Origin of the sequence: Nocardioides mangrovi (assembly GCF_020073815.1) — a bacterium.
In the GTDB taxonomy this organism is placed as follows: domain Bacteria; phylum Actinomycetota; class Actinomycetes; order Propionibacteriales; family Nocardioidaceae; genus Nocardioides; species Nocardioides mangrovi.
This window is the reverse complement of record NZ_JAIQZJ010000005.1, coordinates 154,236-180,564: the sequence shown is the minus strand read 5'-3', so window position 1 is coordinate 180,564 and position 26,329 is coordinate 154,236. Positions and strand designations below refer to the sequence as shown.

25 protein-coding genes are annotated in these 26,329 nt (G+C 72.7%); 7 read left to right on the top strand and 18 right to left on the bottom strand.

Annotation, left to right across the window (positions count from 1 at the left end; genetic code table 11):
* Positions 1–14: 14 nt before the first annotated feature.
* Entirely contained in the window at positions 15–359 is a 345-nt protein-coding gene (locus tag K8U61_RS10825; RefSeq protein WP_224123022.1) for a DUF8819 family protein, read from the top strand.
* Here K8U61_RS10825 and K8U61_RS10820 read toward each other — a convergent pair.
* The 3 genes from K8U61_RS10820 to K8U61_RS10810 form a co-directional block, all read right to left on the bottom strand.
* Positions 354–1,091: a GntR family transcriptional regulator gene (locus tag K8U61_RS10820; protein WP_224123021.1), complete on the bottom strand. Its 738-nt coding sequence runs from the start codon at positions 1,089–1,091 to the stop codon at positions 354–356. The genes K8U61_RS10825 and K8U61_RS10820 overlap by 6 nt on opposite strands.
* Positions 1,092–1,188: 97 nt before the next feature.
* Positions 1,189–3,777: an ABC transporter permease gene (locus K8U61_RS10815; protein ID WP_224123020.1), complete on the bottom strand. Its 2,589-nt coding sequence runs from the start codon at positions 3,775–3,777 to the stop codon at positions 1,189–1,191.
* Entirely contained in the window at positions 3,774–4,511 is a 738-nt protein-coding gene (locus K8U61_RS10810; protein ID WP_224123019.1) for an ABC transporter ATP-binding protein, read from the bottom strand. Before K8U61_RS10810 ends, K8U61_RS10815 begins: the two co-directional genes overlap by 4 nt.
* A 185-nt stretch (positions 4,512–4,696) precedes the next feature.
* Here K8U61_RS10810 and K8U61_RS10805 point away from each other — a divergent pair, with 185 nt between their 5' ends.
* Genes K8U61_RS10805 through K8U61_RS10790 form a run of 4 tightly spaced genes read left to right on the top strand, consistent with a single transcriptional unit; the run spans position 4,697 to position 9,127 of the window.
* Positions 4,697–5,311 (top strand): alpha-ketoglutarate-dependent dioxygenase AlkB, encoded by a 615-nt coding sequence (locus K8U61_RS10805; protein ID WP_224123018.1) that lies wholly within the window; start codon positions 4,697–4,699, stop codon positions 5,309–5,311.
* Between the two features lie 44 nt (positions 5,312–5,355).
* Positions 5,356–6,795, top strand: coding sequence for an NADP-dependent phosphogluconate dehydrogenase (gene gnd / locus K8U61_RS10800; RefSeq protein ID WP_224123017.1), 1,440 nt, complete (start codon positions 5,356–5,358; stop codon positions 6,793–6,795).
* Positions 6,792–7,784: an aldo/keto reductase gene (locus K8U61_RS10795; RefSeq protein WP_224123016.1), complete on the top strand. Its 993-nt coding sequence runs from the start codon at positions 6,792–6,794 to the stop codon at positions 7,782–7,784. Before gnd ends, K8U61_RS10795 begins: the two co-directional genes overlap by 4 nt.
* A 14-nt stretch (positions 7,785–7,798) precedes the next feature.
* Positions 7,799–9,127 carry an MFS transporter gene (locus tag K8U61_RS10790; protein ID WP_224123015.1) on the top strand — a complete coding sequence of 443 codons (1,329 nt, stop codon included), beginning with the start codon at positions 7,799–7,801 and terminating at the stop codon, positions 9,125–9,127.
* Here the strand turns inward: K8U61_RS10790 and K8U61_RS10785 are convergent.
* The 15 genes from K8U61_RS10785 to K8U61_RS10715 all read right to left on the bottom strand — a co-directional run bounded on the left by K8U61_RS10785 (position 9,108) and on the right by K8U61_RS10715 (position 25,103).
* Positions 9,108–9,815, bottom strand: coding sequence for an SRPBCC family protein (locus tag K8U61_RS10785; RefSeq protein ID WP_224123014.1), 708 nt, complete (start codon positions 9,813–9,815; stop codon positions 9,108–9,110). The genes K8U61_RS10790 and K8U61_RS10785 overlap by 20 nt on opposite strands.
* Complete coding sequence (locus K8U61_RS10780) at positions 9,815–10,669, bottom strand: FAD binding domain-containing protein (RefSeq protein WP_224123013.1); 855 nt, start codon at positions 10,667–10,669, stop codon at positions 9,815–9,817. Before K8U61_RS10780 ends, K8U61_RS10785 begins: the two co-directional genes overlap by 1 nt.
* Positions 10,666–13,116 (bottom strand): xanthine dehydrogenase family protein molybdopterin-binding subunit, encoded by a 2,451-nt coding sequence (locus K8U61_RS10775; protein WP_224123012.1) that lies wholly within the window; start codon positions 13,114–13,116, stop codon positions 10,666–10,668. Before K8U61_RS10775 ends, K8U61_RS10780 begins: the two co-directional genes overlap by 4 nt.
* Positions 13,113–13,589 carry a (2Fe-2S)-binding protein gene (locus K8U61_RS10770; protein WP_224123011.1) on the bottom strand — a complete coding sequence of 159 codons (477 nt, stop codon included), beginning with the start codon at positions 13,587–13,589 and terminating at the stop codon, positions 13,113–13,115. Before K8U61_RS10770 ends, K8U61_RS10775 begins: the two co-directional genes overlap by 4 nt.
* Before the next feature lie 27 nt (positions 13,590–13,616).
* Positions 13,617–14,966, bottom strand: coding sequence for an FAD/NAD(P)-binding protein (locus tag K8U61_RS10765; protein WP_224123010.1), 1,350 nt, complete (start codon positions 14,964–14,966; stop codon positions 13,617–13,619).
* Between the two features lie 30 nt (positions 14,967–14,996).
* Entirely contained in the window at positions 14,997–16,232 is a 1,236-nt protein-coding gene (locus K8U61_RS10760; protein ID WP_224123009.1) for a sigma-54-dependent transcriptional regulator family protein, read from the bottom strand.
* A gap of 54 nt (positions 16,233–16,286) precedes the next feature.
* Positions 16,287–17,414, bottom strand: a complete 1,128-nt coding sequence (locus K8U61_RS10755) for an XdhC family protein (RefSeq protein ID WP_224123008.1) — start codon at positions 17,412–17,414, stop codon at positions 16,287–16,289.
* Positions 17,407–18,507, bottom strand: a complete 1,101-nt coding sequence (locus K8U61_RS10750; RefSeq protein WP_224123007.1) for a vWA domain-containing protein — start codon at positions 18,505–18,507, stop codon at positions 17,407–17,409. Before K8U61_RS10750 ends, K8U61_RS10755 begins: the two co-directional genes overlap by 8 nt.
* Positions 18,507–19,379 carry an AAA family ATPase gene (locus K8U61_RS10745; RefSeq protein WP_224123006.1) on the bottom strand — a complete coding sequence of 291 codons (873 nt, stop codon included), beginning with the start codon at positions 19,377–19,379 and terminating at the stop codon, positions 18,507–18,509. The genes K8U61_RS10750 and K8U61_RS10745 overlap by 1 nt, the downstream gene beginning before the upstream one ends.
* 61 nt (positions 19,380–19,440) lie before the next feature.
* Positions 19,441–20,037: a nucleotidyltransferase family protein gene (locus K8U61_RS10740; RefSeq protein WP_224123005.1), complete on the bottom strand. Its 597-nt coding sequence runs from the start codon at positions 20,035–20,037 to the stop codon at positions 19,441–19,443.
* The gene (locus K8U61_RS10735) at positions 20,037–20,681 is read right to left on the bottom strand and encodes a hypothetical protein (RefSeq protein ID WP_224123004.1); all 645 of its coding nucleotides are present in this window, start codon (positions 20,679–20,681) and stop codon (positions 20,037–20,039) included. Before K8U61_RS10735 ends, K8U61_RS10740 begins: the two co-directional genes overlap by 1 nt.
* Positions 20,678–21,175, bottom strand: a complete 498-nt coding sequence (locus K8U61_RS10730; RefSeq protein WP_224123003.1) for an RNA polymerase sigma factor — start codon at positions 21,173–21,175, stop codon at positions 20,678–20,680. Before K8U61_RS10730 ends, K8U61_RS10735 begins: the two co-directional genes overlap by 4 nt.
* Positions 21,176–21,358: 183 nt before the next feature.
* A complete protein-coding gene (groL, locus tag K8U61_RS10725; protein ID WP_224123002.1) occupies positions 21,359–22,987 on the bottom strand; it encodes a chaperonin GroEL in 1,629 nt (542 codons plus the stop codon).
* A 179-nt stretch (positions 22,988–23,166) separates the two neighbouring features.
* Positions 23,167–24,039, bottom strand: a complete 873-nt coding sequence (locus K8U61_RS10720; protein ID WP_224123001.1) for an ATP-grasp domain-containing protein — start codon at positions 24,037–24,039, stop codon at positions 23,167–23,169.
* Positions 24,040–24,080: 41 nt separating this feature from the next.
* Entirely contained in the window at positions 24,081–25,103 is a 1,023-nt protein-coding gene (locus tag K8U61_RS10715) for a LacI family DNA-binding transcriptional regulator (RefSeq protein ID WP_224123000.1), read from the bottom strand.
* Positions 25,104–25,416: 313 nt separating this feature from the next.
* Between K8U61_RS10715 and K8U61_RS10710 the strand changes: the two genes are divergently transcribed.
* Both K8U61_RS10710 and K8U61_RS10705 read left to right on the top strand, forming a co-directional pair.
* Positions 25,417–25,785: a YciI family protein gene (locus K8U61_RS10710; RefSeq protein ID WP_224122999.1), complete on the top strand. Its 369-nt coding sequence runs from the start codon at positions 25,417–25,419 to the stop codon at positions 25,783–25,785.
* Positions 25,782–26,132: a YciI family protein gene (locus tag K8U61_RS10705; protein WP_224122998.1), complete on the top strand. Its 351-nt coding sequence runs from the start codon at positions 25,782–25,784 to the stop codon at positions 26,130–26,132. The genes K8U61_RS10710 and K8U61_RS10705 overlap by 4 nt, the downstream gene beginning before the upstream one ends.
* The last annotated feature ends 197 nt before the right edge of the window (positions 26,133–26,329 follow it).

The window sequence follows — 26,329 nt, the reverse complement described above, 5'->3', positions numbered from 1 at the left end:
GGGAAGATGGGGGAATGGACGACGCCTTGCTGTTCGAGGCGCGTGCTCGGGTGCTGGCCGACCTGGAGGCGCGCCACCACGCGACCTCCGCGGCGGTGTCGGCACTCGAGGACGCCGTGGCCCAGCGCAAGTGGTGGGCCGACCAGTGGCCCGAGGGCGCGACCTACCTCGCCGGACTCGTCGCCCAGGACGTCCAGGACGCGCTCTTCGAGACCGTCGGCCGGTGGCCGGTGTGCCTCACCTGCGGCAACGGCGCGCCGCAGCACGCGCTCTACATCCAGCCGGACCTCGGCGGTCCCGACCCCGTGTGGGTGTGCGAGGAGAGCGGTGACGTGATCGCGCCGCTCGGCGGGCTATGACTCCGACCCGACCTGCAGCCACATGGTGAAGCGGTCGGCGCGGTAGGCCGTCCGCGAGACCTCGACGACCTTCTCCCCCGCCAGCGCCCGGCGCGAGTGACGCAGCACGGCAGCACCGGCCTCGACCTCGAGCAGCTCGGCCTCCTCGGCCGTCGCGGCGTCGGCGTTGATGGAGTCCTCGGCCCAGGTCGGACGCATGCCGCGCGACTCGAGGGCGTCGTACAGGCTCGTGGGCATGCCGCTCTGCAGGAAGCCGGGGATCAGCACCTCGTTGAGGTAGGCGTCCTCGAGGCACATCGGCGCCGCGTCCGCACGCCGCAGCCGGCGCCAGTGGATGACGGCGTCACCCTCGGAGATGTTGAGGGCCCGGGCCACGCCGGGGCCGGCCTGCTCGCGGCGCGCGAGCAGGGTCTGCGACTCCGCCAGCAGCCCGCGACGGGCCATCTCCTCGGTGTAGCTGGTCAACCTGCTCGCGGCACGCCGCGGGCGGGCCACGAAGGTGCCCCGCCCCGGGATGCGCTCCAGAAGGCCCTCGACCACGAGGGCGTCCATGGCCTGTCTCACCGTCATGCGGGCGACCCCGAACCGATGCACCAGCTCCCGTTCCGAAGGTGCAGGTGAACCGGGTGCCGCCCCCGTGACGAGAGTGCGCACGTACTCACGCACCTGGACGTGCTTCAGGGCACGTCCCTCGGTCACCAGCAACTCGTCCACGGGTCGAACTGTAGGCATGCGGGACCCTCCGCGTCCCCGGTTCCGGAGACTCCGTCCACGCTTGCGGAAATCCTGATGTTCGGACGGTTGACGACCGGAATCCGGCGCGGATCGCCTACTCGGTCGCGATCGCCCGCAGCACGTCGAGCCGCGCGGCCCGACGGGCGGGGAAGACCGCGGCCAGCACCCCGATCACCACCGAGAGCAGCAGGAAGACGCCGAGCTGGCCGACCGGCACGCTGATCACCTCCAGACCCTGGTCGCGGACGGCGTACATGAGCGCGATGCCGAAGCCGATGCCCATGACCACGCCGAGCACCGCACCGAGCACCGCGATCACCACGGACTCGAGGGTGATCATCAGCCGCAGCTGCCGCCGGTTGACCCCGATCGCGCGCAGCAGCCCCACCTCGCGGGTCCGCTCGATGACCGACAGCGCCAGGGTGTTGACGATGCCGAGCACGGCGATCACCAGCGCGAGACCGAGCAGCGCGAAGATCATCAGGACGAACTGGTCGATCGGCTCTCGCTGCTCCTGGGCGAACTCGGCCTGGTCCTTGACGGTGACCACCGGCAGGTCGGCGACGACGGCATCGAGACGGTCCTGGACGCCCGGCGAGTCGTCGGTGAAGAGGATCACCACGTTGTCGCTGGTCGGGAAGCCCGCGTCGGCGAAGTCGTCGAAGGTCATCAGCACCGGCGCGGCGATCACCGGGTTGTCCTCGAAGATCCCCGCGACGGTGTAGGTCCGCTTGCCCGCGGGCAGGTCGAGCTCGATCCGGTCGCCGACGGCGTAGTCCTCGTCGTCGGCGAACGACCGCTGCAGCAGCACCGACCCCGACGCCAGGCCGGCGGCGCTCCCGTCGCTCACGTCGAGCTCGAAGCGCCCCACGTCCGCGGGGTCGATCGCCGCGACCCCCTGCCGGTCCCCGCGCCGCTGACCGGCGCTGAAGCGCTCGCGCACGACGTGCTCGACGCCGTCGACCTTCGCCATCGCGTCGCCGATCTTCGGCGAGAAGCCCTGCCCGATCACGTTGCTGACGACGTAGTCGCCGACGAAGTTCTCCTCGATCGACCGGTCCACGCTGGCCTTGGCCGAGTCGCCGACGATCGCCATCGTGCACGCCAGCGCCAGCCCGATCATCAGCGCCGACGCGGTGGCGGCGGTCCGGCGCGGGTTGCGCAGCGCGTTCTGGCCGGCGAGGTTGCCGACCGCTCCGAAGACCCGGGCGAAGGTCGCGCGCGCGGCCGCCAGGAAGGGGCGGCTGATCACCGGGCTGGCCGTCGCGACGCCGAGCAGGATCGCGAGGATGCCACTGCCCGTCTGCCAGCCGCCGTGCGGGAGGTCGCCGAAGAGCCCGAGGTAGAGGTCGACGAGACCGACCGCGATCAGACCGAGGCCGGCGCCGAACCGCCGCCGCAGCGACGCCTCGGGCAGCGCCACGTCGTCGCGCAGCGCCTGCACCGGAGCGATCCGGGTGGTGCGCCGGGCGGGCAGCCAGGCCGCCGCCATCGTGACCAGGATGCCGACGGCGTACGCCGCCAGGAAGGTGCGCGGCGCGAAGATCAACGGCTGCCCCGAGAGGTCCAGCCCGAAGTTGGCGAAGAGCGCCCGGATGCCCATCGCCAGCAGCACGCCGAGGCCGAGCCCGAGGGTCGCGCCGACGACGCCGACCACGAACGCCTCAAGCTGCACCGACCAGAGCACCTGCCGTTTCGAGGCACCGAGCGCTCGCAGCAACGCGAGCTCGCGGCTGCGCTGCGCGACCAGGATCGAGAAGGTGTTGACTATGAGGAAGGCGCCGACCACCAGGGAGATGCCGGCGAAGATCAGCAGGAAGGTGGTGAGGAAGGAGATCGCCTGCAGCAGGTCGGAGGCGGACTCGTCGGCGGCGTCGTCGCCCGTGAGCGCCTCGACGTCGTCGGGCAGCAGCGGCTCCACCTCGTCGCGCAGCTGCGACTGGGAGACACCGTCGGCGGCGGTGACCCAGATGTCGGTGAAGGCGTCCCTCCCGTCCAGGAAGAGGTCCTGCGCGGTCGCCGTGTCGAACGCGGCGTACGTCGCGCCGTTGAGCGACCCGCCGCTCGGGAAGCCGGCGATGCCGACGAGCGTCGGGGTCAGCGGCTTGACCGCCAGGCCGCCGTCCGAGCCGGTCTTCCTCAGCTCCGCCACGTCCTCGACGCCCGCGGTCGACGGGATGATCGCGACCCGGTCGCCGACCTCGTAACCCGCCCGCTCCGCGGTGCGCTCGTCGAGCACCACCTCGTCCGGGCCGTGCGGCTCGTGGCCCTGCACGATCTCCAGCCCGGGGAGCCCGTGGCCGGCCGGGGCGTCGGACCAGTTGCCGCCGATGGCCGGCGGCCCGAAGCCGCTGACCACCTTGCCGTCCGTGCTGATGACGAAGACGCCGATCGCCGAGACGTTGCCGTCCGCGCGGGCCGCGTCGGGCAGGGCGGCGAGCCGGTCCACGAGGTCGGCCGGCAGGGTCAGCGTCGACGGCGCGCCGTCGGTCGTCGTGCCGCCGTCAGGCCGGACCACGACGTCGCCGACGGTCGAGGCGAAGAGCGCGGTGAAGCTGCGGTTGAGGGTGTCGGAGAAGATCAGCGTCCCGGCCACGAAGGCGACGCCGAGGACGATCGCGAAGGTGCTCAGCAGGAGCCGGACCTTGCGGCCCAGCAGGCTCTTGAGCGCCGCCTTGATCACGGCGTCGCCTCGGCCATCCGGTTCATCACCTCGAGCACGCGCTCGCGCGTCGGGTCACGGAGCTCCTCGACGATGCGGCCGTCGGCGAGGAAGACGACCCGGTCGGTGTACGCCGCGGCCACGGGGTCGTGCGTCACCATCACGACCGTCTGGTCGTGCGCATCGACGCTGCGGCGCAGCAGCTCGAGCACCTCGGCGCCGGAGCGGGAGTCGAGGTTGCCGGTCGGCTCGTCGGCGAAGACGATCCGCGGCCGGCCGGCCAGCGCACGGGCGACCGCGACCCGCTGCTGCTGCCCGCCGGAGAGCTCGTTGGGCTTGTGGTGCAGGCGGTCGCGGATGCCGACGGTGTCGATGACGCTGTCGAACCAGGCCCGGTCCGGCTTGCGACCGGCGATCGACATCGGCAGCGTGATGTTCTCCTCGGCGGTCAGCGTCGGCACCAGGTTGAAGGACTGGAAGACGAAGCCGATCTGGTCGCGGCGCAGCGTGGTCAGCGCCTTGTCGCCCAGGGTGGTCAGGTCCTGGTCGCCGATCAGCACCTCGCCGGAGTCGGCCCGGTCGAGCGCCGCGCAGCAGTGCATCAACGTCGACTTGCCCGAGCCGCTCGGCCCCATCACCGCCGTGAACTCGCCCGCGGCGATGTCGAGCGACACGTCGTCGAGCGCGCGCACCAGCGCCTGCCCGGTGCCGTAGGTCTTCGTCAGGTTCCGCACGCGCGCGGCCGGCGAGCTCATGGGTCCAGCCAACCGTGCGCGGGTCTCCCGCGCCACCGGCTCACCCCTGAGATCACCCCGGGGTCGTGGCGCCGCGATCCGGCCGCCTCCCCTCCTTCTCAGGCGACCCCGTTCACTTCTCGGCCGTCGCAACCCCTGAGAAGTGCACTAGAACAGGTGTTCGAACACGGCGTATGCTCGAGGACATGGACTTCCAGGGATCGCTGTTCGGGGCGACGACCGCCGAGGCGCCCACGTTCGAGGCGATCGAGCGGCGCGTCCTCACCCGCGGCGCCTGGGTCGATGTCGCGCGCGGCTGGCTGCCGGAGGCCGACGACGTCTTCGCGGCGATGGTCGCCGACGTGCCCTGGCGGGCCGAGCGGCGCCAGATGTACGACCGGGAGGTCGACGTCCCGCGCCTGCTGCACACGTACGGCGTGGGCGAGCCGCTCCCCCACCCTGCGCTCGGCCGGGCGCGGGGCGCGCTGTCGGCGCACTACCGGCCGGAGCTCGGCGAGCCCTTCGTGACCGCCGGCTGCTGCTACTACCGCGACGGCCGCGACAGCGTCGCCTGGCACGGCGACACCATCGGGCGCGGCAGGCTCGAGGACACCATGGTCGCGATCGTCTCGCTCGGGGACCCCCGCCGGCTCGCGCTGCGGCCGCGGATCGGCGGCGCCTCGATCTCGATCGAGATGGGCCACGGCGACCTGCTGGTCATGGGCGGCTCCTGCCAGCGCACCTGGGAGCACGCCGTCCCCAAGGTCGCCCACGCCGGGCCGCGGATCTCGGTGCAGTTCCGGCCGCTCAACGTGTTCTGAGGTCGGGCGGAACACCCGCTTGATCGCGGGTGTTGGGTGGAGTCATGGAGCCTCGGGCGACGATCGGACTGACCGGCCTGGCCACGATGGGCCGCAACCTCGCACGCAACATCGCGCGGCACGGACACACCATCGCGGTCCACAACCGCACGGAGGCGCGGACGACCGCGCTCGTCGAGGAGTTCGGGGACGAGGGCGACTTCGTGCCGAGCGCATCGATGGCCGACTTCGTCGCCAGCATCGAGCGGCCGCGGGCGATCGTGATCATGGTCAAGGCCGGCGCGGGCACCGACGCCGTCATCGACGAGCTGGTGCCGCTGCTCGACGAGGACGACATCGTCGTCGACGGCGGCAACGCCCACTTCACCGACACCCTGCGACGCCAGCGCGCGCTCGAGGAGCGCGGGCTCCACTTCGTCGGGATGGGCGTCTCGGGCGGCGAGGAGGGCGCGCTCAACGGCCCCTCGATCATGGTCGGCGGCTCCGACCACGCCTACGAGCGGCTGGCGCCCGTCCTCGAGTCGATCGCCGCGCAGGTCGACGGCACGCCCTGCTGCGCGCACGTCGGTCCCGACGCCGCCGGCCACTTCGTGAAGATGGTCCACAACGGCATCGAGTACGCCGACATGCAGCTCATCGCCGAGTCCTACGACCTCCTGCGGCACGTCGGCGATCTCCGGCCCGCCGAGATCGCCGAGGTCTTCCGCGAGTGGAACGGCGGCGACCTCGAGTCGTTCCTCATCGAGATCACGGCGACCGTGCTGGACCACGTCGACGCCGACACCGGCCGGCCCTTCGTCGACGTCGTGCAGGACGCCGCCGAGCAGAAGGGCACGGGCCGCTGGACGGTGCAGAGCGCGCTCGACCTCGGCGTGCCGGTCACGGGGATCGCGGAAGCAACCTTCGCCCGCAGCCTGTCCGGCCACACCGACCAGCGCGCCGCCGCGCGCGAGGTCTTCGCCACCGACCCCGACCCGGTCGAGGTGGAGCGGGACGCCTTCGTCGACGACGTGCGCGCCGCGCTGTACGCCTCGAAGGTGGTCGCCTACGCGCAGGGCTTCGACCAGATCGCGGCCGGCAGCGACGAGCACGACTGGGACGTCGACCCGGGCGCGATGGCCACGATCTGGCGCGGGGGCTGCATCATCCGAGCGCAGTTCCTCGACCGCATCAAGGAGGCGTACGACGCCGAGCCCGACCTGACGACGCTGCTCACGACGGCCTACTTCGCCGACGCGGTGAAGCAGGGCGAGGCGGCGTGGCGGCGCGTGGTGGCGACGGCGGTCGCCGCCGGCGTGCCCACGCCCGCGTTCTCGTCGTCCCTCGCCTACTTCGACGCCCTGCGCCGCGAGCACCTGCCCGCGTCGCTGATCCAGGCGCTGCGCGACAACTTCGGCGCCCACACCTATGCCCGCACCGACCGGCCCGGCACGTTCCACACCGCCTGGGCCGAGGACCTCACCGAGAAGGAGATCTCCGCATGACGCAGACGACGACCGCCACCGACTCCGGCACCTTCAGCATCGGCGGCGACCTGCCCGTCGTCCGCCTCGGCTACGGCACCATGCAGCTGCCCGGCGAGGGCGTCTGGGGTCCGCCGAAGGACCACGGCAACGCGATGATCGTGCTGCGCCGCGCCGTCGAGCTCGGCATCACGCTCTTCGACACCGCCGACTCTTACGGGCCGGAGACCGCCGAGCAGCTGCTCCGCGACGCGCTGCACCCCTACCCGGACGACCTGGTCATCGCGACCAAGGCCGGCCTCACCCGGCAGGGCCCGGGCATCTGGACGCAGCTCGGCTTCCCGCCGTACCTGCGCCAGCAGTGCGAGCTCAGCCTGCGCCGGCTCGGCGTCGAGACGATCGACCTCTTCCAGCTGCACCGGATCGACAAGGCCTACCCGCTCGAGGACCAGGTGGGCGAGCTGAAGAAGCTGCAGGAGGAGGGGAAGATCCGCCACATCGGCCTCTCCGAGGTGTCGGTCGAGCAGCTCGAGGCGGCCCGGAAGGTCGCCGAGATCACGACCGTGCAGAACCTCTACAACCTCGGCAACCGCTCGGCCGAGGCGCTGCTCGACAACTGCGAGCAGGAGGGCATCGGCTTCATCCCGTGGTTCCCGCTCGCCACCGGTGAGCTGTCGAAGGACGACGGGCCGCTGGCCGACGCATCCCATGACCACGGCGCCACGCCGTCGCAGCTCGCGCTCGCCTGGCTGCTGCGCCGCTCCTCCGTGATGCTGCCGATCCCGGGCACCTCCAGCGTCGCGCACCTCGAGCAGAACACCGCGGCCGCGCAGATCGAGCTGACCGACGAGGAGTTCGAGAGGCTCTCGGCGATCAACGCGGATCTCGGTGCCCCGATCCCCACGGCGACCACAGCGGCGGAGGACGAAGACTGGCGCTCAGGCGCAGCACGCCGTCACTGCTCGACCAGCGCTTCGAATAAGGATTCGCCGACGGTCCCTGCCGCTTGAAACACTCGTTTCCGATGAGTACGAACGCCCCCGACCGCTTGACCCTCCGCAGCTTCTGGCACGACCTGCCTCGCGAGGGCAAGCTCCTGCTGTCCGTGGTGGTGTTCGAGTTCATCGGCACCGGCCTGGTGCTGCCGTTCAACGTCATCTACCTGCACGAGGTGCGGGGCTTCGCGCTCAGCGACGCCGGCCTGCTCCTCGCGCTGCCGCCGCTGGTCGGCTTCCTCGTCGTCGGTCCCGGCGGCAGCGCCATCGACCGCTGGGGCGCGCGCCGGATCCTGGTCGGCGCGCTCGTGCTCCAGGTGATCAGCAACGTCGTGCTGGCCTTCGCCTCGACGCAGGCGGCGGCCGCGGTCGCACTGCTGCTCAGCGGCATCGCCTTCGGCGTCTCGTGGCCGGGCTTCCAGGCGTTCATCGCCGCGGTCATCCCGTCCGAGCTGCGGCAGCGCTACTTCGGGGTGAACTTCACCCTGCTCAACCTCGGCATCGGCATCGGCGGCCTGGTCGCGGGCGCGTTCGTGCGCGTCGACCACCTGCCGACCTTCCAGGTGATCTACCTCGGCGACGCGGTGAGCTACCTGCCCGCCCTCTTCCTGATGCTGGTGCCGCTGCGGCACGTCGCCGGCCGGGTCGAGCACCACGAGGAGGCGGTCGCCCGGGTCGGCTACCTCGAGGTCGTCCGCCGTCCCGCCGTCGCGTCGATGCTGGTGATCAGCTTCGTCTCGTCGTACGTCGGCTACTCGCAGCTCAATGCCGGCATGCCCGCCTTCGCCCGGTCCGTCGGCGAGATCTCGACGCAGGGCCTCGGCCTCGCCTTCGCCGCCAACACGCTGGTGATCGTGCTGCTCCAGCTCGTCGTGCTGCAGCGGATCGAGGGCCGCCGCCGGACCCGGATCATCAGCGTGATGGCGGCCGTGTGGGCGGTGTCGTGGCTGCTCCTCGGCTCCACCGGAGCCGTCTCCGGCACCTGGGCCGCCACGATGCTCGTGGCCGCGTCGGCGTCGGTCTTCGCCTTCGGCGAGACGCTGCTGCAGCCGACCGTGCCGGCGCTGGTCAACGACCTCGCCCCCGACCACCTGCGCGGCCGCTACAACGCCGCGAGCTCGGCGGCCTTCCAGCTCGCCCAGATCATCGCGCCGCCGATCGCGGGCTTCCTGATCGGCCACCACCTGGGCAGCGTCTACATCGGCACCCTCGTCGTCGGCTGCGGCCTGCTGGCCGTGCTGTCCGTGCTGCGGCTCGAGCCGCAGCTCCCGCCGGGCGTCAACGGGGTCCGCGAGGCGGAGCTGGTCGCCGACGTCTCGGCCACCCTCTCCCCGACCCCTAAGACCGCCGCCGACTGAGCAGCCAGGCGATCACCACGAGGACCACCGCCGCGCCGGCCGCCTGCTTCCAGTAGCTCTTCGCGAGCACCGGCAGCACCGCCGTACCGAGGTCCAGCGCGTCGTCCTGCGCCGCCGCGGCCGGCTCCGCGGCCGGCCGAGGGGGTAGTCCCGGACGTTCTCGTGGTTGCTCGGGGGTGACGACCACGTCTTCGTCCGGGACTACCCCACCGTCCTCCGCCGGCTGCGGGCCCCCCGTGGGACCCGCAGCCAGGCGCTGCTCGAGGCAGGTGACGAACTGCCCGAGGAGCTTGTCGGAGACGTCCTGCATGACGCCGCGACCGAACTGGGCCGGCTTGCCGGTGATCGCCAGGTCGGTCACCACCTCGACGTCGGTCGAGGTCGTACCCGCCGGGGCCATGGTCAGCGTGACCTTGGCCCCGGCGGTGCCGTTGCCGCGCTTGTCCTTGCCCTTCGCGTCGACCACGAAGCGGTGCGCGGACTCGTCCTTCTCCACGAACGTGCCGGATCCGTTGTAGACCAGCGCGATCGGGCCGAGCTTGACCTTCACCGATCCCGAGAAGGAGTCGTCCTCGACCGACGAGACGGTGGCGCCCGGGAAACACTCCGCCACGGACGCGATGTCCTGGAAGTGCGCCCACGTCTCGTCGACCCCCGTTGGAACGGTGAACCGATGGGTGAGGTCCATCAGGCCCCCGCGGCAGCGAGCACCGCGCGCCGGGTCAGCACCCGGGCGAGGTGGCTGCGGTAGTCGGCGTCGCCGTTCAGGTCGCTGGGCGGGTTGGTGCCGTCGGTGGCCCGCTCCGCGGCCGCGTGTACGGCGTCCTCGGTCGCGGGCTGGCCGGCCAGCGCGTCCTCGACCCCGCTCGCCCGGATCGGCGTCGAGCCCATGTTGGTCAGGCCGATCCCGGCCTCCGCGATCGCGTCGCCCTCCATCCGGACCGTCGCCGCGACCGCGACGATCGGCCACTGGTGGGCGACCCGCACGAACTTCTCGTAGTGCGCACCCCAGCCCGTGTGCTTGGGGACCCGGACCTCGGTGAGGATCTCGTCCTCGCCGATCGCGGTCTCGAAGAGGTCGACGAAGAAGTCGTCGGCACCCACGGTCCGGGTGCCACCGGAGCCTTGGATGACGAACGACGCCCCCAGCGCCCGAGCGGGGGCTCCGAGGTCGCCTGCGGGGTCGGCGTGCGCGAGCGCGCCACCGAAGGTGCCGCGGTGCCGCACCTGCGCGTCGGCGAGGTGCTCGACCGCCTTGGTGATGAGCAGCGCGTGCTCGGCGACCAGCGGGTCGGCGCCGACCACCGCGTGCGGCGTCATCGCGCCGATCACGATCGCGTCGCCGTCGTCGCGGACGCCGCGCAGCGACTCGATCCGGCCGAGGTCGATGATCCACTCGGGTGCGTTGAGCCGCATCCGGAGCACCGGCAGCAGGCTCTGCCCGCCGGCGATGATCTTGGCGTCGTCGCCGTGCTCCGCGAGCGCGGCCAGCGCGTCCTCGACCGAGGTGGGCGCCACGTAGTCGAACGCTGCGGGGATCATGCCTGCTCTCCTTCCCCGTCGAAGTGCGGCATCGCGTCGGCCGTCGTCGACCCGCCCGCCCCCGGCCCGTTGATCGCCCGCCACACTCGCTCCGGCGTGCACGGCATCTGGATGTCGTTCACGCCGAGGTGGCGGACGGCGTCGACGACCGCGTTCACGACCGCCGGCGTCGAGGCGATGGTGCCGGCCTCGCCGACGCCCTTCGTACCCAGCGAGTTGGTCGTCGACGGCGAGGTGGTGTGGTCGATGTCGAAGCTGATCGTGTCGGCCGCCGTCGGCAGGAGGTAGTCGACGAACGACCCGGACACGAGCGTCCCGGAGTCGTCGTAGACCGCCTCCTCCCACAGGGCCTGGGCGATGCCCTGCACGAGGCCGCCGTGCACCTGCCCGCTCACGATGAGCGGGTTGATGATGTTGCCGATGTCGTCCACGCAGACGTACTTGCGCATCGTCAGGGCACCGGTCTCGGTGTCGACCTCCATCGCGCACAGGTGGGTGCCGTGCGGGAAGGAGAAGTTGACCGGGTCGTACGTCGCGTCCGAGTCGAGCTGGGGCTCGACCCCCTCGGGGTAGTCGTGTGCGGCGAAGACCGCGGTGGCGACCTCCCCGATCCCCATCCCCTGGTCGGTGCCGCGGACGGTGAAGCGACCGCCCGAGAACTCCAGGTCGTCGACCGACGCCTCGAGCAGGTGGGCCGCCACCGGCTTGGCCTTCTCGATCACCTTGTCGGCGGCTCGCACGAGGGCCTCGCCGCCCACCACCAGGGACCGGGAGCCGTAGGTGTCCAGGCCGCGGTGGGCGACCTGGGTGTCGCCGTGCAGGATCTCGACGTCCTCGAACGCGACCCCGAGCCGGTCCGCGACGATCTGGCTGAACGCCGTCTCGTGGCCCTGGCCGTGCGCCGACGCTCCGGTGGTCACCTCGACCTTGCCGGTCGCCAGCATCCGGACGCTGGCGTACTCCCAGCCGCCGGCGCCGTAGTCGAGGGTGCCGAGCACCCGCGACGGCGCGAGGCCGCACATCTCGGTGAAGGTCGAGATGCCGATGCCGAGCTGCACCTTGTCGCCGCTCGCGCGCCGCGCCATCTGCTCGGCGCGCAATTCGTCGTAGCCGAACATCTCCTTGGCCCTGGCGGTGGCGGCCTCGTAGTTGCCGCTGTCGTACTCGAGTCCGCAGACCGTCGTGAACGGGAACTCGTCGTGCTTGATCCAGTTCTTCTCGCGGATCGCGAGGGGGTCGACGCCGACCTCGGCGGCGAGCTCGTCCATCATCCGCTCGATCCCGAACGTCGCCTCGGGCCGGCCGGCGCCGCGGTAGGCGTCGGTCCAGGTCTTGTTGGTCAGGACCGTCTGGCAGGCGAAGTGGTAGGCGGGGAACTTGTAGATGGCGTTGAACATGAAGGCGCCGAGGACCGGCACGCCGCCGCCGACGATGGCGACGTAGGCGCCGAGGTCGGCGAGCAGCTCGACCTTGAAGCCCGTGACGGTGCCGTCCTTCTCGGCCGCGAGCGTCAGCTTCTGCCACTGGTCGCGGCCGTGGTGGGCCGAGAGCAGCGACTCGGAGCGGGTCTCGGTGTACTTGACCGGCTTGTGGATCCGGCGCGCGACCGCCCAGGCGATCCACTCCTCGGGCGTGACCTGGAGCTTGCCGCCGAAGCCGCCGCCGACGTCGGGGGCGATCACCCGGATCTTGGACTCGGGCACGCCGGTGGTCGCGGCGAGCGCGAAGCGGAGGATGTGCGGGATCTGGGTCGCCGACCACATCGTCAGCTGCTCGCTGGTCGGGTCGACGACGACCGAGCGCGGCTCCATGAAAGCCGGGATCAGCCGCTGCTGGCGGTACTCCCGCTCGATCACGATGCCGTCGTCGCGGGCCTTGCTGATCGCGTCCTCGACGTTGCCGCCGGTGCCGGCCTCGCCGGAGTCGAAGACCCACAGCGCGGACTTGTTGGTGCCGAGGTCGGGGTGGGCGAGCACCGTGTCGGCGGCGGCGTCCTTGAGGTCGAGCGCGGCCGGGAGCTCGTCGTACTCGACGTCGACGAGCTCGGCGGCGTCGCGGGCCTCGGCGGCCGAGCGGGCCACGACGACGGCGACGATCTCGCCGGCGAAGGAGACCCGGTCCGCGGGCAGCGGCGAGTGGACCGGCGTGACCTGGTCGGGGGTGATCGGCCAGGCGTTGATGCAGACCCCGAGCTCCTCGCCGAAGTCCTTGCCGGTGAGCACCGTGACCACGTTGGGCGCGTCCTGCGCGGCGCTCGTGTCGATGCTGGTGATCGTGGCGTGGGCGAACGGGCTGCGCACCATCGCAAGGTGCAGCATCCCGGGCAGCTGGAGGTTGTCGGTCCAGCGGGTGCGGCCGGTGATGAGGCGCTGGTCCTCCTTGCGGCGGCGGTCGCGGCCGATCTCGCGCTCGACGGCGTCGGCGGGGCGCTCCTGGGTGGCCGTCATGACGTCGCCCCCGCGCCCTGGCCGGCGGCGTGCTGCACGGCGCGGACGATGTTGTGGTAGCCCGTGCAGCGGCACAGATTGCCCTCGAGCCCGAGCCGGATCTCCTCCTCGGAGGGGTTCGGGTTGCTGTTGAGGAGGTCGACGCTCTGCATGATCATCCCGGGTGTGCAGAAGCCGCACTGGAGGCCGTGGCACTCGCGGAACGCCTCCTGCACGGGGTGCAGCTGGCCGTCCTGCGCGAGGCCCTCGATCGTGGTGACCTCGCCGCCGTCGGCCTGCACGGCCAGGACGTTGCACGACTTCACGCTCGTGCCGTTGAGGTGGACCGTGCAGGCGCCGCAGTTGCTGGTGTCGCAACCGATGACGGTGCCGGTCTTGCCGAGGCGCTCGCGGAGGTACTGCACGAGCAGCATCCGCGGTTCGACGTCGTCGGAGACCCGGGCTCCGTCGACGGTGAGACTGATCCTGGTCATGCCGCGACGCTAGGAGCGCCGGGTTGGCTAAGCGTTGGTCGTCAGGACCCCGCCCACGCCGGCGAGCACCCGGCGGGCGACCTCGGCCGCCTGGGTGCGGATCTCGGGGATCGCGGTCGACTCCCAGAGGATCCCCTTGCGCGGCGGGCCGACGGCGTACAGGCCGGGGACCGGCAGCCCGTCGGCGCCGACGACCTCGCCCTCGGGCGTGGCGTCGAGGCCGAGCTTGAGGGGATCGGGCGCGACCAGGCCGCGGCGCTGCAGCGCCTGCAGCAGCGGGTCGGTGGAGCTGGAGATGTCGGTGAGCGGGCCGGTGCAGGTGACGACCGCGTCGGCGAGCACCGGGTCCGGGAGCGCGGGCATCCGCAGCTCGGTGCGGGCGCCGCGGACGTCGACGCCGCCGATGCCGTCGGCGACCAGCACCAGGCGGCCGTCGCGACGGTAGCCGCGGATCCGCTCGCCGACCTCGGGCGCCATCCGGTGCCGGCGCACCTCCCAGTCGCGGGCGTACGTCGAGAGGAAGCGCCGCCGCTCGTCGGTGCTCAGCCGCATCCAGATCGACTGGGTCTGCGGCCGCAGCCCGTCGACCACGTTGCGCCAGTCGACGCCGTGCGACCGGGCCGCCGCGACCTGGCCCTCGAGGAAGGCGGCCATGCCGTCGGCGGTGAGCGGCCCCGGCGGGACGTCGCTCACCCACGCGGTGGACTGCTGCTCGATGTGGGCGAAGGGCAGCAGCCCGTGACGGCTGACCATGATCGCGCGACGCGCCGGCTCCTCCTCCAGCAGCGTGATGACGGTGTCGACGGCGGTCAGGCCCATGCCGACGATGACCACGGTCGCGTCACCCGGGAGCGCGCGGATCGCGGCGAGGTCCCACGGGTTGGCGATCAGGCCCGGCACGCCGGCGAGCTCGCGGAGCTCCTGCGGGGCCTGGTTGCCGTAGGCGAGCACGACGGTGCCGGCCGTGGTGACCCGGTCGCGGGTGTGCAGCTCGAAGCCGCCGGGCACCGGCACGACGTCGTCGACCCGGCCGGCGCTGATCGTGAGCCGGTGGTCGGCGACGTCCGCGAGCGTGTCCTGCAGGTAGGCCGCGAACTCCATGCGCGGCAGGAAGCCGAGCGGGTCCGGGTCGCGGCCGGCGCGGCGCGCCCAGTCGAGGAGGTCGGAGGGCGCGTCGGCGTACGCGCTCATGTGGCGCGCCCGGACGTTGAGCAGGTGGCGGGGGTCGGAGGTGCCGTAGGCGACGCCGCGGCCGAGCACCCCGGTGGCCTCGTGGACGGTCACGCGGACCGGGTCGTCCGGGCGCCTGAGCAGCTGGAACGCCGTGAGTACCCCGCTCGCGCCGCCACCGACGATGGCGACCTCGTCAACCGTCATGCGGTAAGTCTAGCGACACAGTTGGCTTAGTCAGCGCTGGGCCGCGGCGAGCCGTCCCTTGAGCAGGGGGACGGCGGGGTGCGGGGTGCCGGAGAGCCGGTGGAGACAGGCCTCGACGACCTCGGTGTCGTACGGCGCGAGCTCGCTGTAGCGGACCACCGCGTCGGGCTGGGGGTCGGCGAGCAGGGCCTCGCGGACCGCGACCGCGACGTACTCGGCCAGCTCGGCGAGGGCCGGGGAGTTGGTGCCGGGCAGCAGGTCGCCGCCGTAGGCCTCCACGGCGGCACCGACCCGGCCGCCGCGCAGCAGCGAGAGGACGAGGTCGACGTCGGTCTGCACGGGCATGGTCAGTCGGTAGGGCCGGGACGCGAGCTGGCCGCCGAGCGCCGCCCGCAGGTGGGAGACCTCCGCCTTGAGGGTCGAGAGCGTGACCGCCTGGTCGCCGTAGACGAGCGCGTGGAGGTGCTCGAGCGAGAGTCCCTCGGGGTGCATCGCGAGCAAGGTGAGCACCTCGGTCTGGCGGCGGTTGAGGAGCAGCCGCTGACCGTCGAACCACGTCTCCGCCGTGCCGAGCACCCGCAGCACCAGACCCGGATCGGTGGCCTCGTCGAGGACGCCCGCCACCGGGTGACCGTGCGAGAGCGGCATCGCGGTCTCGATCAGCCGGGCCAGCACGCGGGCGGTCGCGAGGCCGATCGGGTGGGTGCGGTCCCAGGTGGTGGAGATGTCGATGACGCCGAGCTGGGTGCCGGTGACCGGGTCGTGCAGCGGCGCGGCCCAGCACACCCAGTTGTGCACGATCGGCGCGTAGTGCTCCGCGCTGAAGACCATCGCCGGCGTGGCGGTGCGGTTGGCGAGGTCGAGCGCGTTGGTGCCGACCGACTCGTCGTCCCAGCGACCGCCGACCACGAAGTTGACGGTCTCCGCCTTGCGGCGCATCACGCGGCCGCCGTACGTCCAGAGGATGCGGGTCTCGGGGTCGGTGACCGCGACGACGAGGTCGCCGTCCTCGGCGGTGCGGCGCAGCTCGGCCTCGACCCGCTCGACCGCGGTCTCGAGCGGTGAGCCGCGCCAGTAGGCCGCGGTCTCGGACTCGTCGGCCAGCGGCGCCTCGCGGACGTCGGTCGAGATGGCCGCCTCGGAGCGGGTCCAGCTGGTCAGGATCTCGGGCCGCACCAGCGACGCGAGGTCGTCGCCGTGCTCGACGAACGCCGTCCAGGCACGGACCGCGTCCGTCCTGCGCGTCTGGAGCTCGCCGCGAGGCATGTCGCCGAAGGTAGCACTGGCACCGTGACGGGGGTCACACGTCGTCAGCGCGGCTCACGCGAGGTCCCGGTGGATCCTGCCGTCCAGGGCGGCCAGCGGCTCTCCGGTGCCGCCCCAGCGGCCGGCGACGATCTCGGCGGCGATGCTGATCGCGGTCTCCTCCGGCGTCCGGGCGCCGAGGTCGAGGCCGATCGGGCTCGAGAGCCGGGCGATCTCCTTGTCGTCGATGCCGGCCTCGCGTAGCCGCGCCAGCCGGTCCTCGTGGGTGCGTCGCGAGCCCATCGCGCCGACGTACGCGACCTCGGGAAGGCGGAGCGCGACCTCGAGGAGGGGGACGTCGAACTTCGGGTCGTGGGTGAGCACCGTGATCACGGTGCGGCCGTCGATCCGGCCGGCGTCGGCCTCGGCGCGGAGGTAGCGGTGCGGCCAGTCGACGACCACCTCGTCGGCGTCGGGGAAGCGGGTGGCGGTCGCGAAGACGGGCCGGGCGTCGCAGACGGTGACGTGGTAGCCGAGGAAGCTGCCGACCCGCGCGACCGCGGCCGCGAAGTCGATCGCCCCGAAGACGAGCATCCGCGGCTTGGGCGCGAAGGCCCACACGAAGACCCGCATCCCCTCACCGCGGCGTTCGCCGTCGGGTCCGTAGGTCAGGGTCGCGTTCGAGCCCGAGGCGAGCAGCCCGAGCGCGTCGTCGTGGACCGCGTCGTCGGCGCGCGCCGAGCCGAGCGAGGAGGCCAGCGGCTCGTCGGGTCGTACGACGAGGCGCCGGCCCAGCCAGGCCGGGTCGGGGTGCTCGATGACGGTCGCCAGAGCCACCGGGCGGCCGGACTCGATGTCCGCGGCGATCGCCTCGAGCTCGGGGAACGAGTCGCGGCTGATCTTCTCGACGTACACGTCGAGGATGCCGCCGCAGGTGAGCCCGACCGCGAAGGCGTCGTCGTCGGAGACGCCGTAGCGCTCCAGGACCGGCGTGCCCGAGCCGACCACGGACTCGGCCAGCTCGTAGACCGCGCCCTCGACGCAGCCGCCGGAGACGGACCCGACCGCGGTGCCGTCCGGACCGACCAGCATCGAGGCGCCGGGCGGGCGCGGCGCGGACTGGAAGGTCGCGACGACGGTGCCGACGCCGATCGTCTCGCCGGCGCGCCACCAGGTCAGCAGCTCGGGGAGGACGTCACGCACGCGAGACCACCTCCGTCAGCTCGGCGAACGTGGCCAGCGAGTGACCGGCCACGAAGTCGTCGCAGTGCGGCAGCGCGGCGAGCACGCCCTGCTGGACCGGCTCGTAGCCGTCCTTGCCGCGGTGCGGGTTGACCCACACGACCCGGTGCGCGACGCGGCGCAGCCGCGCCATCTGCTCGCCGAGCAGCGCCGGGTCACCGCGCTCCCAGCCGTCGCTGAAGACCACCACCACCGCGCCGCGGGCCATGCCGCGCTGCCCCCACCGGTCGAGGAAGAAGCGCAGCGTCTCGCCGAGCCGGGTGCCGCCCGACCAGTCCGGGACCGTCTCCCCCGCCGCGACCAGCGCGCGCTCGGGGTCGTGGCTGCGCATCGCCCGCGTCACGTGCGTGACGCGGGTGCCGACGGTGAAGGTCTCCACCGACGGCGAGGCCTGGGTGAAGCGGTGGGCCAGGCGCAGCAGCGCGTCGGCGTACCCGCTCATCGAGCCGGACACGTCGATGAGCAGCACCATCCGGCGCGGCCGGACGCCCCGCCGGCGCCACGCGATCTCGGCGGGCTCGCCCATCCGGCGCAGCGACGCCCGCAGGGTCGCCGGCGCGTCGACCTGGCCGCGGTGCCACCGCTGGTGCCGCGCCGTACGACGGAGCGGGGGCCGCGGCCGCAGGGTCGCGAACATGCCGGCCAGCCGGTGCTTCTCCGCCGCCGAGAGCGTCGCCACGTCACGGTGCCGCAGCACCTCGGTGTCGCTGGCCCGGGCGCGGACGACGTCGTCCTCGGCCGGCCCGCCGTCCCCCGAGCCGTCGGTGTCCGGGAGGCCGGAGAAGCCGGGCACGCCGTCGCTCTGCGCGGGCCGCGGGCGGGGCAGGCCGTCGCGACCGAAGAAGGCCGTGAAGACCCGGTCGTAGCGGTCCAGGTCGTCCGGACCCGCGCAGAGCGTGGCCCGTCCGGCGAGATAGGTCGCGCGCTGGTCGTCGAGCCCGAGCACCGCGGTGGCCTCGAGGAAGCCCCGGGCACGGTCGTGGGTGACCGGCACCCCGGCGGCACGCAGGGCACGGGTGAAGGCCAGGAGGAGCTCGTCGCCGCCGCGGTCCATCAGGCCCTCAGCATCTGGTCGAGCGCGTGCCGGACGCGGTCGGCGTCCTCGCGGTACTTCACCAGCGCCCCCAGCGTGGCGGACGCGGCGGCGAGGTCGATCTCGGCGGTGCCGAGGTAGGTCAGCGCCCGGGCCCAGTCGAGGGTCTCGGCGACACCCGGCGGCTTGACCAGGTCGCCGCGCTCGCGCAGGCCCTGGACCACGCCCACCACCTGGCGGGCCAGCTCGGCCGACACCTCGGGCGCGCGGGAGCGGACGATCTCGACCTCACGCTCCAGACCCGGGTGGTCGATCCAGTGGTAGAGACAACGGCGCTTGAGCGCGTCGTGCAGCTCGCGGGTGCGGTTGGAGGTCAGCACCACGACGGGCGGGGTCGCGGCCCGGACGGTGCCGAGCTCGGGGATGCTCACCTGGTAGGTCGAGAGCACCTCGAGCAGGAACGCCTCGAACTCGTCGTCGGCCCGGTCGACCTCGTCGACCAGCAGGACCGCGGGGCTCTCCTGGAGGGCCTGGAGCACCGGTCGCGCGAGCAGGAAGCGCGCGTCGTACAGGCTCTTCTCGGCCTCGGTGACGTCGGCACCACCCGCCGCCTCGAGGGCGCGCAGGTGCAGGATCTGCCGGGGGAAGTCCCAGTCGTAGAGCGCCTGCGTGGCGTCGATGCCCTCGTAGCACTGCAGTCGCACCAGCGGCAGGTCGAGGCTCTCGGCGACGGCCTCGGCGAGCGCGGTCTTGCCGGTGCCGGGCTCGCCCTCGAGCAGCAGCGGGCGCTGCATCCGCAGCGCGAGGTAGGTGACGGTGGCCAGCGCGTCGTCGCAGAGGTACCCGGTGGCGCCGAGGCGCTCGGCGACGGCATCCGGGGACTCGAGGACCATGCCTCCAGGCTACGCGGCGAGGTGTTGGCCCGAGGTTGGCAGAAGTCGCCAGAGCTCGCCGTCAGCGACTGTCGCGGCTGTCGACGTCGGCGCCGCTGGCCAGGTCGCCGCACTCGACGAGGTCCACGGGCCGGGTGGCGAGGTAGTCGCGGGCGCCGCGGTCGCCGGCGGCGGTCCCGACGATCGCGTCCCAGTGGTCGCGGCCGATGACGACCGGGTGGCCGGGCACCCCGTCGTACGCCGCGCGCCGCAGGGTGGCGCCCGTGACGCCCGGCTCGAGGACCCGGCGTACGACGGCCGCCGTGACGTCGGGGAGGTCGACCAGGGTGACCACCACGGCGTCGGCGTCCGTGCCGAGCGCGGCCGTGAGGCCCGCTCGCAGCGACGCCGACATCCCCTCGTCCCAGTCCGCGGCCACGACGGCGGTGGCACCGGTCCCCTCCAGCAGCGGGAGCGCCTCCTCCGCCCCGGCACCGAGCACCACGTCGACCTGCGCGCACCCGCCGTCCTGCAGCACGCGCACCGCGCGGAGCAGCCATGGGGTGCCGTCGGGATCGGTGACCAGCGCCTTCGGCATCCCCATCCGGCGACCGGCGCCCGCCGCGAGCAGCAACCCGTGCATCGACCCCTGCATCGACCCCTGCATCGGCCCGTGCATCAGCCCGGGAACGCCTCGTCGTAGAGCACGGCGAGCTGCGGGGAGTAGGGGCCGCTGAGGCCGCAGACCGCGACCTTCCCGCCCTGGGCCGCGACCAGGTAGCGCTGCCCGGCGCGGAAGTCGACCGACACCAGGAGCTGGGACAGCTCCTCGGCGGGGGCCACCACGCGGGCCAGGTCGGTCTCGGTGCCGGCGTACCAGTGGGTGACGTCGAGGGTGACCATCTGGTCGGTGACCGCGGTGACGGTGCCGTCGAAGGCGACCGGCAGGCCGCGGAGCACCTCGGCGTCGGGGACCATGCAACGACCGTCCGCGGCGCTGGCCGAGGGGACCGCGAGGTCGGTCACGGTCTGCGCGTCGGCCGCGGTCGGCGGCGCGGCGGGGTCGTCGCCGTGGCCGACCAGGGCGAAGACGCCGATGCCGGCGATCACCACGAGTGCGGCCGCCGCGACCAGCCAGGTGAGGGTGCCGCGACCCCGGGTGCCGGTGGCGCGGTTCTCGCTGGTCAGCTCGGTCGCCATCACGTCCTGGAGCAGCGCCTCGACCCGGGCCGGTTCCTCGACCGGCAGGTCGCGGGCCGGGTCGGCCGCGCGGAGGCGGTCGCGGAGCTCGTCATCGACGGGGTCGTTCACGGGGTCGGTCATGCCTGCTCATGTCCGGCACGGGCGCTGCTCTTTCGCAGCTCGTCGCGGAGCTTGGCGCGCGCCCGGGTCAGCCGGACGCTGACGGCGTTGGGGGTCGTCTCGAGCACCTCGGCGATCTCCCGCGGCTCGAGCCGCTCCCAGGCCCAGAGTCGCAGCAGCTCGGCGTCCTCGGCGCGCAGCCGGCCGAGCGCGACGTGCACCTCGACCGCCTCCGGCGGCCCGGGATCGACCGGCTGGGCCGCGAGCCGGGCGGCGGCCCGACCCTGCCGCCGCGCGGACCGTTCGGCGTTGCGCAGGCAGTTGCGCGCGACGCCGTACGCCCACGGCAGCGGCTCGTCCGGCAGCTCGGTCACCCGACGCCAGCAGACCAGCAGCGTCTCGGCCAGGACGTCCTCGGCGGTGTCCGGATCGGTCCGCCGGGCCAGGTAGCGGCGCAGCGGCTCGACCAGTCCCGGCGCGATCTCCTCGAAGCGATCTCGTCGGCTCTCGTCCACGGCTCCAGCCTCACACAGCCCGGGTCACGGACGTACGGCGACCGCCTCGACCACCCGATGCCGTCGTACCTGACGGGATGGTCGTGGATCGGCCCGGATCGCGACCACTCGGTCAGGTACGACGAACGGCCCCGGTCCGCAGGGGACCGGGGCCGTTCGGGTGGTGCTAGGGAGCGGGGGTGCTCAGAAGTCCATCCCGCCCATGCCGCCGGTCGGGTCGCCACCCATGGGCGCGGCCTTCTCCGGCTTGTCGGCCACGACGGCCTCGGTGGTGAGGAAGAGCGCCGCGATGGAGGCGGCGTTCTGCAGCGCGCTGCGGGTCACCTTGGCGGGGTCGATGATGCCGTTGGCCAGCATGTCGACGTACTCGCCGGTGGCCGCGTTGAGGCCGTGACCCGGGGTCAGGTTGCGCACCTTCTCCGAGACGACGCCACCCTCGAGGCCGGCGTTGATCGCGATCTGCTTGAGCGGGGCCTCGGTCGCCACGCGGACGATGTTGGCACCGGTGGCCTCGTCGCCCGACAGGTCGAGCTTGTCGAAGGCCGTCGCCGACGCCTGGACCAGCGCGACGCCACCGCCGGGGACGATGCCCTCCTCGACGGCCGCCTTCGCGTTGCGAACGGCGTCCTCGATGCGGTGCTTGCGCTCCTTGAGCTCGACCTCGGTGGCCGCGCCGACCTTGATGACGGCCACGCCGCCGGCCAGCTTGGCGAGGCGCTCCTGGAGCTTCTCGCGGTCGTAGTCGGAGTCCGACTTCTCGATCTCGGCGCGGATCTGGTTGACGCGACCGGCGATCTGGTCGGCGTCGCCCGCACCCTCGACGATGGTGGTCTCGTCCTTGGTGATGACGACCTTGCGGGCCTGGCCCAGCAGCTCGACACCGGTCGACTCGAGCTTGAGGCCGACCTCCTCGGAGATGACCTGGCCACCGGTGAGGATCGCGATGTCCTGCAGCATGGCCTTGCGGCGGTCACCGAAGCCCGGGGCCTTGACGGCGACGGACTTGAAGGTGCCGCGGATCTTGTTGACGACCAGGGTCGACAGCGCCTCGCCGTCCACGTCCTCGGCGAGGATCAGCAGCGGCTTGCCCGACTGCATGACCTTCTCGAGGAGCGGCAGCAGGTCCTTGACGTTCGAGACCTTCTGGTTGGCGATGAGGATGTAGGGGTCCTCGAGGACCGTCTCCATGCGCTCCGGGTCGGTCACGAAGTAGGCCGAGATGTAGCCCTTGTCGAAGCGCATGCCCTCGGTGAGCTCGAGGTCGAGCCCGAAGGTGTTCGACTCCTCGACGGTGATGACGCCTTCCTTGCCGACCTTGTCCATCGCCTCGGCGATGATCTCGCCGACGGTGGTGTCAGCGGCCGAGATGGACGCGGTAGCAGCGATCTGCTCCTTGGTCTCGATCTCGGTGGCCATGCCGAGCAGCTGCTCGGAGACCGCCTCGACGGCCTTCTCGATGCCGCGCTTGAGGCCCATCGGGTTGGCGCCGGCGGCCACGTTGCGCAGGCCCTCGCGGACCATCGCCTGGGCCAGGACCGTCGCCGTGGTGGTGCCGTCACCGGCCACGTCGTCGGTCTTCTTGGCGACCTCCTTGACCAGCTCGGCGCCGATCTTCTCGTAGGGGTCCTCGAGCTCGATCTCCTTGGCGATGCTCACACCGTCGTTGGTGATCGTGGGGGCGCCCCACTTCTTCTCGAGGACGACGTTGCGGCCCTTGGGGCCGAGGGTGACCTTGACGGCGTCGGCGAGCGTGTTCATGCCACGCTCGAGGCCGCGCCGGGCCTCCTCGTCGAATGCAATCAGCTTCGGCATAACTCCAGCGATTCCTTCGCGTGCTGAGTATGTGGACCGGGGCGGCGGGTTGCCCGCGACGGAACGGTTCCACTGGCCCCGGCGAACCCTTTCTCGCCGGGCAGGGAGACCTCAACGTCGCCGTACCGGGTTGTCACTCTCATGGCGAGAGTGCCAGCGTCATGTTTAGCACTCGACCCCTACGAGTGCAAGCGCCGCCCGGCCCGCTCGACGATGGTCAGGACGGCGTCGGCGAAGGGCTCGGCGTTCTGCGGTCGTACGTCGAGGTAGAGCCCCGGCTCGGTCACCTCGATCTCGCTGACGACCAGGCGGCCGTGGTGGCGCATCAGGTCGACCCGTGCGTAGACGATCTCGGTGCCGAGCAGCTCGGTGGTCACCGCGACCGCCTCGGCGGCCAGCCGGGCCGCCTGCGGGTCGAGGGTGACCGGGCGCGAGGTCCCGCCGAACTGCTCGTGGACCCGGATGTCGGTGGTGCTCGGCAGCTTGTCGACCTGGGAGACGGGACGGCCGGCGAAGACGAAGACCGACGACTCACCGTCGTGGTGGATCGACTCCACCAGCGGCTGGACGATCCACGGGCCGACCGAGGCCGGGCCGGGCTCCCACGCGAGCGGGGCGTCGATGACCGCGAGACCGCGGCCGCCCGCGCCCACCCGCGGCTTGACCACGGAGAGTCCGAGCTCGCGGGCCGCGGCACGCACCTCGAGCACGGTGTCGGCGGCCCGCGTCGGCACCACCGGGAGGGCAGCCGCGTGCAGGTCGAGGAGGTAGCGCTTGTCGGTGTTCCAGCGGAACGCCTCGACGCCGTTGAGCAGCGCCGGCCCGATCCCGGAGGCCCAGCCCAGGAACTCCCCGACCCGGCCGTCGTAGTCCCACGTCGAGCGCACGGCGACGACGTCGGCCTCGGCCCAGTCGACGCCCTCGTCGTCCCAGCAGGCCCACCGGCTGTCGAGGCCGCGCGCGTCGAGGGCCGCGTCGAGCGCCGCGTGCCCGGGCTCGCCCTCCGGGAACCACTGACAGGTCGCCAGGAGGACGAGCGGGCGCGAGGTCATGGCGTGACCCTACTGTCCGCGGGCGTGCGGACAGGGGCGGTTCAGGTGGTGGCCCGGACCACCAGGTGCGTGCTCAGCATCCTCCCCGCGGGAGCCTCGGCGGGCACCGTCGAGGAGGCGAGCAGCATCTCGACCATCGCCCGGCCCATGTCCTCCGGCGACTGGTGCACGGTGGTCAGCGGCGGGGTGGTCGAGGCGGCGATCGGGGCGTCCTCGAAGCCGACCACGGCGACGTCCTCGGGCACCCGGCGACCGGCGTCGGAGAGCGCCCGCAGCGCACCCGCGGCCATCAGGTCGTTGGCGCAGAAGACCGCGTCGAGGTCGGGCACGCGGTCGAGGAGGGCGTGCATCGCCTGCTCGCCGCTCGCCTGGCCGAAGTCGCCGCGCGCCACGAGCCGCTCGTCGAGCGTGCGGTCGGCCGCGGCCAGACCCTCGACGTACCCCTGCAGGCGCGAGCTGCCGGCGACCATGTCGGCCGGGCCGGCGATGGTGGCGATCCGCTGCCGGCCGCGCTCGACGAGGTGGGCGACCGCGAGCTCGGCGCCCTGGACGTTGTCGACGTCGACGTAGCCGACAGCGCTGCCACCGCTCGGCCGGCCGCCGACGACGACGGGCAGGCCGTGCGCGCGGATCCGGTCGGGGAGCTCGTCGTCGTCGTGCAGCGAGAGCAGGAGGACGCCGTCGACGTGCTGGCGGGTGAGGTACTGCTCGAGGTCGCCGCGCCGGGCCGAGGCCTGGGCGAAGAGCAGCACCAGCTGGCGGTCGGCCTCGTTGAGCGCGGTGCCGATGCCGCGGATGGTGCCGGCGAAGAAGGGCTCGCCGAAGACCCGCTCCTCCGACTCCGCGATGACCAGCGCGACGGTGTTGGTGCGGCGGGTGACCAGGGCGCGGGCCGCGGCGTTGGGCACGTAGCCGAGCTCCTCGATCGCCTCCTCGACGGCCTGGCGGGCCCGCGCGGAGACCTTGTCGCCGCCGTTGATGACGCGCGAGGCGGTGCCTCGGCCGACGCCCGCCCGGGCGGCGACCTCCTCGAGCGTCGGGCGGGTCCGTGGCGGGCGCGTCATGGCGTCAGTATGGCGGGCTGCCGACCGGGAACGGCCGCAGTGGGACCGAACGGCGGGCCCGGGACGTCGAGGAGTTCCCGGGCCCGCCGCACGCAGGGTCCCGCCGCGCAACCGCTGCTGCGGGCGGGTGCTCCCCCACGGGACTGCGAGGCCATCACGCGGTCCACCCCTCGTTCGTCCGTGGATGTGGGAGCGTTCCCACTGCTCACTCTGGGACCTGCCGGTTGCGGTGTCAAGGGATCGCCTGTCGATTTCACCGGGGCCCGCCCGTCATCGCGGTGACAGACTCACCAGCACACGAGAGGACACCACCATGACGACGTACGTCGTGCTCCTGCCCGGGGACGAAGCCACCTGGGAGAACGCCTCCGAGGAGGCCCGTTCCGCCATGTACGCCCGGCACGGGGAGTTCGCCCGCATGCTCGCCGAGCGCGGTCACCAGGTCACCGGTGGCGCCGAGCTCACCCACTCCCGCGAGGCCCACGTGGTCCGCCGCAGCGACAGCGGCATCACCGTCACCACCGGCCCGTACGCCGAGACCGTCGAGCAGCTGACCGGCTACTACGTCGTCGAGAGCGACGACCTCGACGACCTGCTCGAGGTCGCCGGCCACCTCGCCGGCGCCGAGGGCGTGGTCGAGGTGCGCGCGGCCGTCGGCGGCGGGGACGGGCCCGACGCGTGAGGTTCCTCGTGCTCCTCACCGAGGACGACCACTTCGCGAGGTGGGAGGCCCTCGACGACGCGGAGCGGGAGCGCGCGTTCGCGGACTACCGCGCCTTCTCCGGCGCGGTCCGCGAGCGCGGCTCGATCCTGGCCGGCGACGCGCTCCACGAGCCCGGGGCCGCACGCACCGTGCGACCCGGCCCCGAGCGCGCCGTCACCGAGGGCCCGTACGCCGAGACCGTCGAGCAGCTCGGCGGCTTCTACCTCATCGACGTACCGACGCTCGCGGACGCGCTCGCGGCCGCCCGGCTGCTGCCGGAGGAGTACACGATCGAGGTCCGGCCCACGCTCGAGGTCGAGGTCTGACCCCGCTCGAGCGGCTGCTGCGCGAGGAGTGGGGCCGGCTGCTGGCCCTGCTCGTCGCGCAGTACCGACGTCTCGACCTGGCCGAGGACGGCCTGGCCGACGCGTTCGAGGCGGCGGCCCGGACCTGGGACGCCGTCCCCGGCAACCCACCGGCGTGGCTGCTCACCGCCGCCCGGCGGCGGATCGTCGACCGGCTG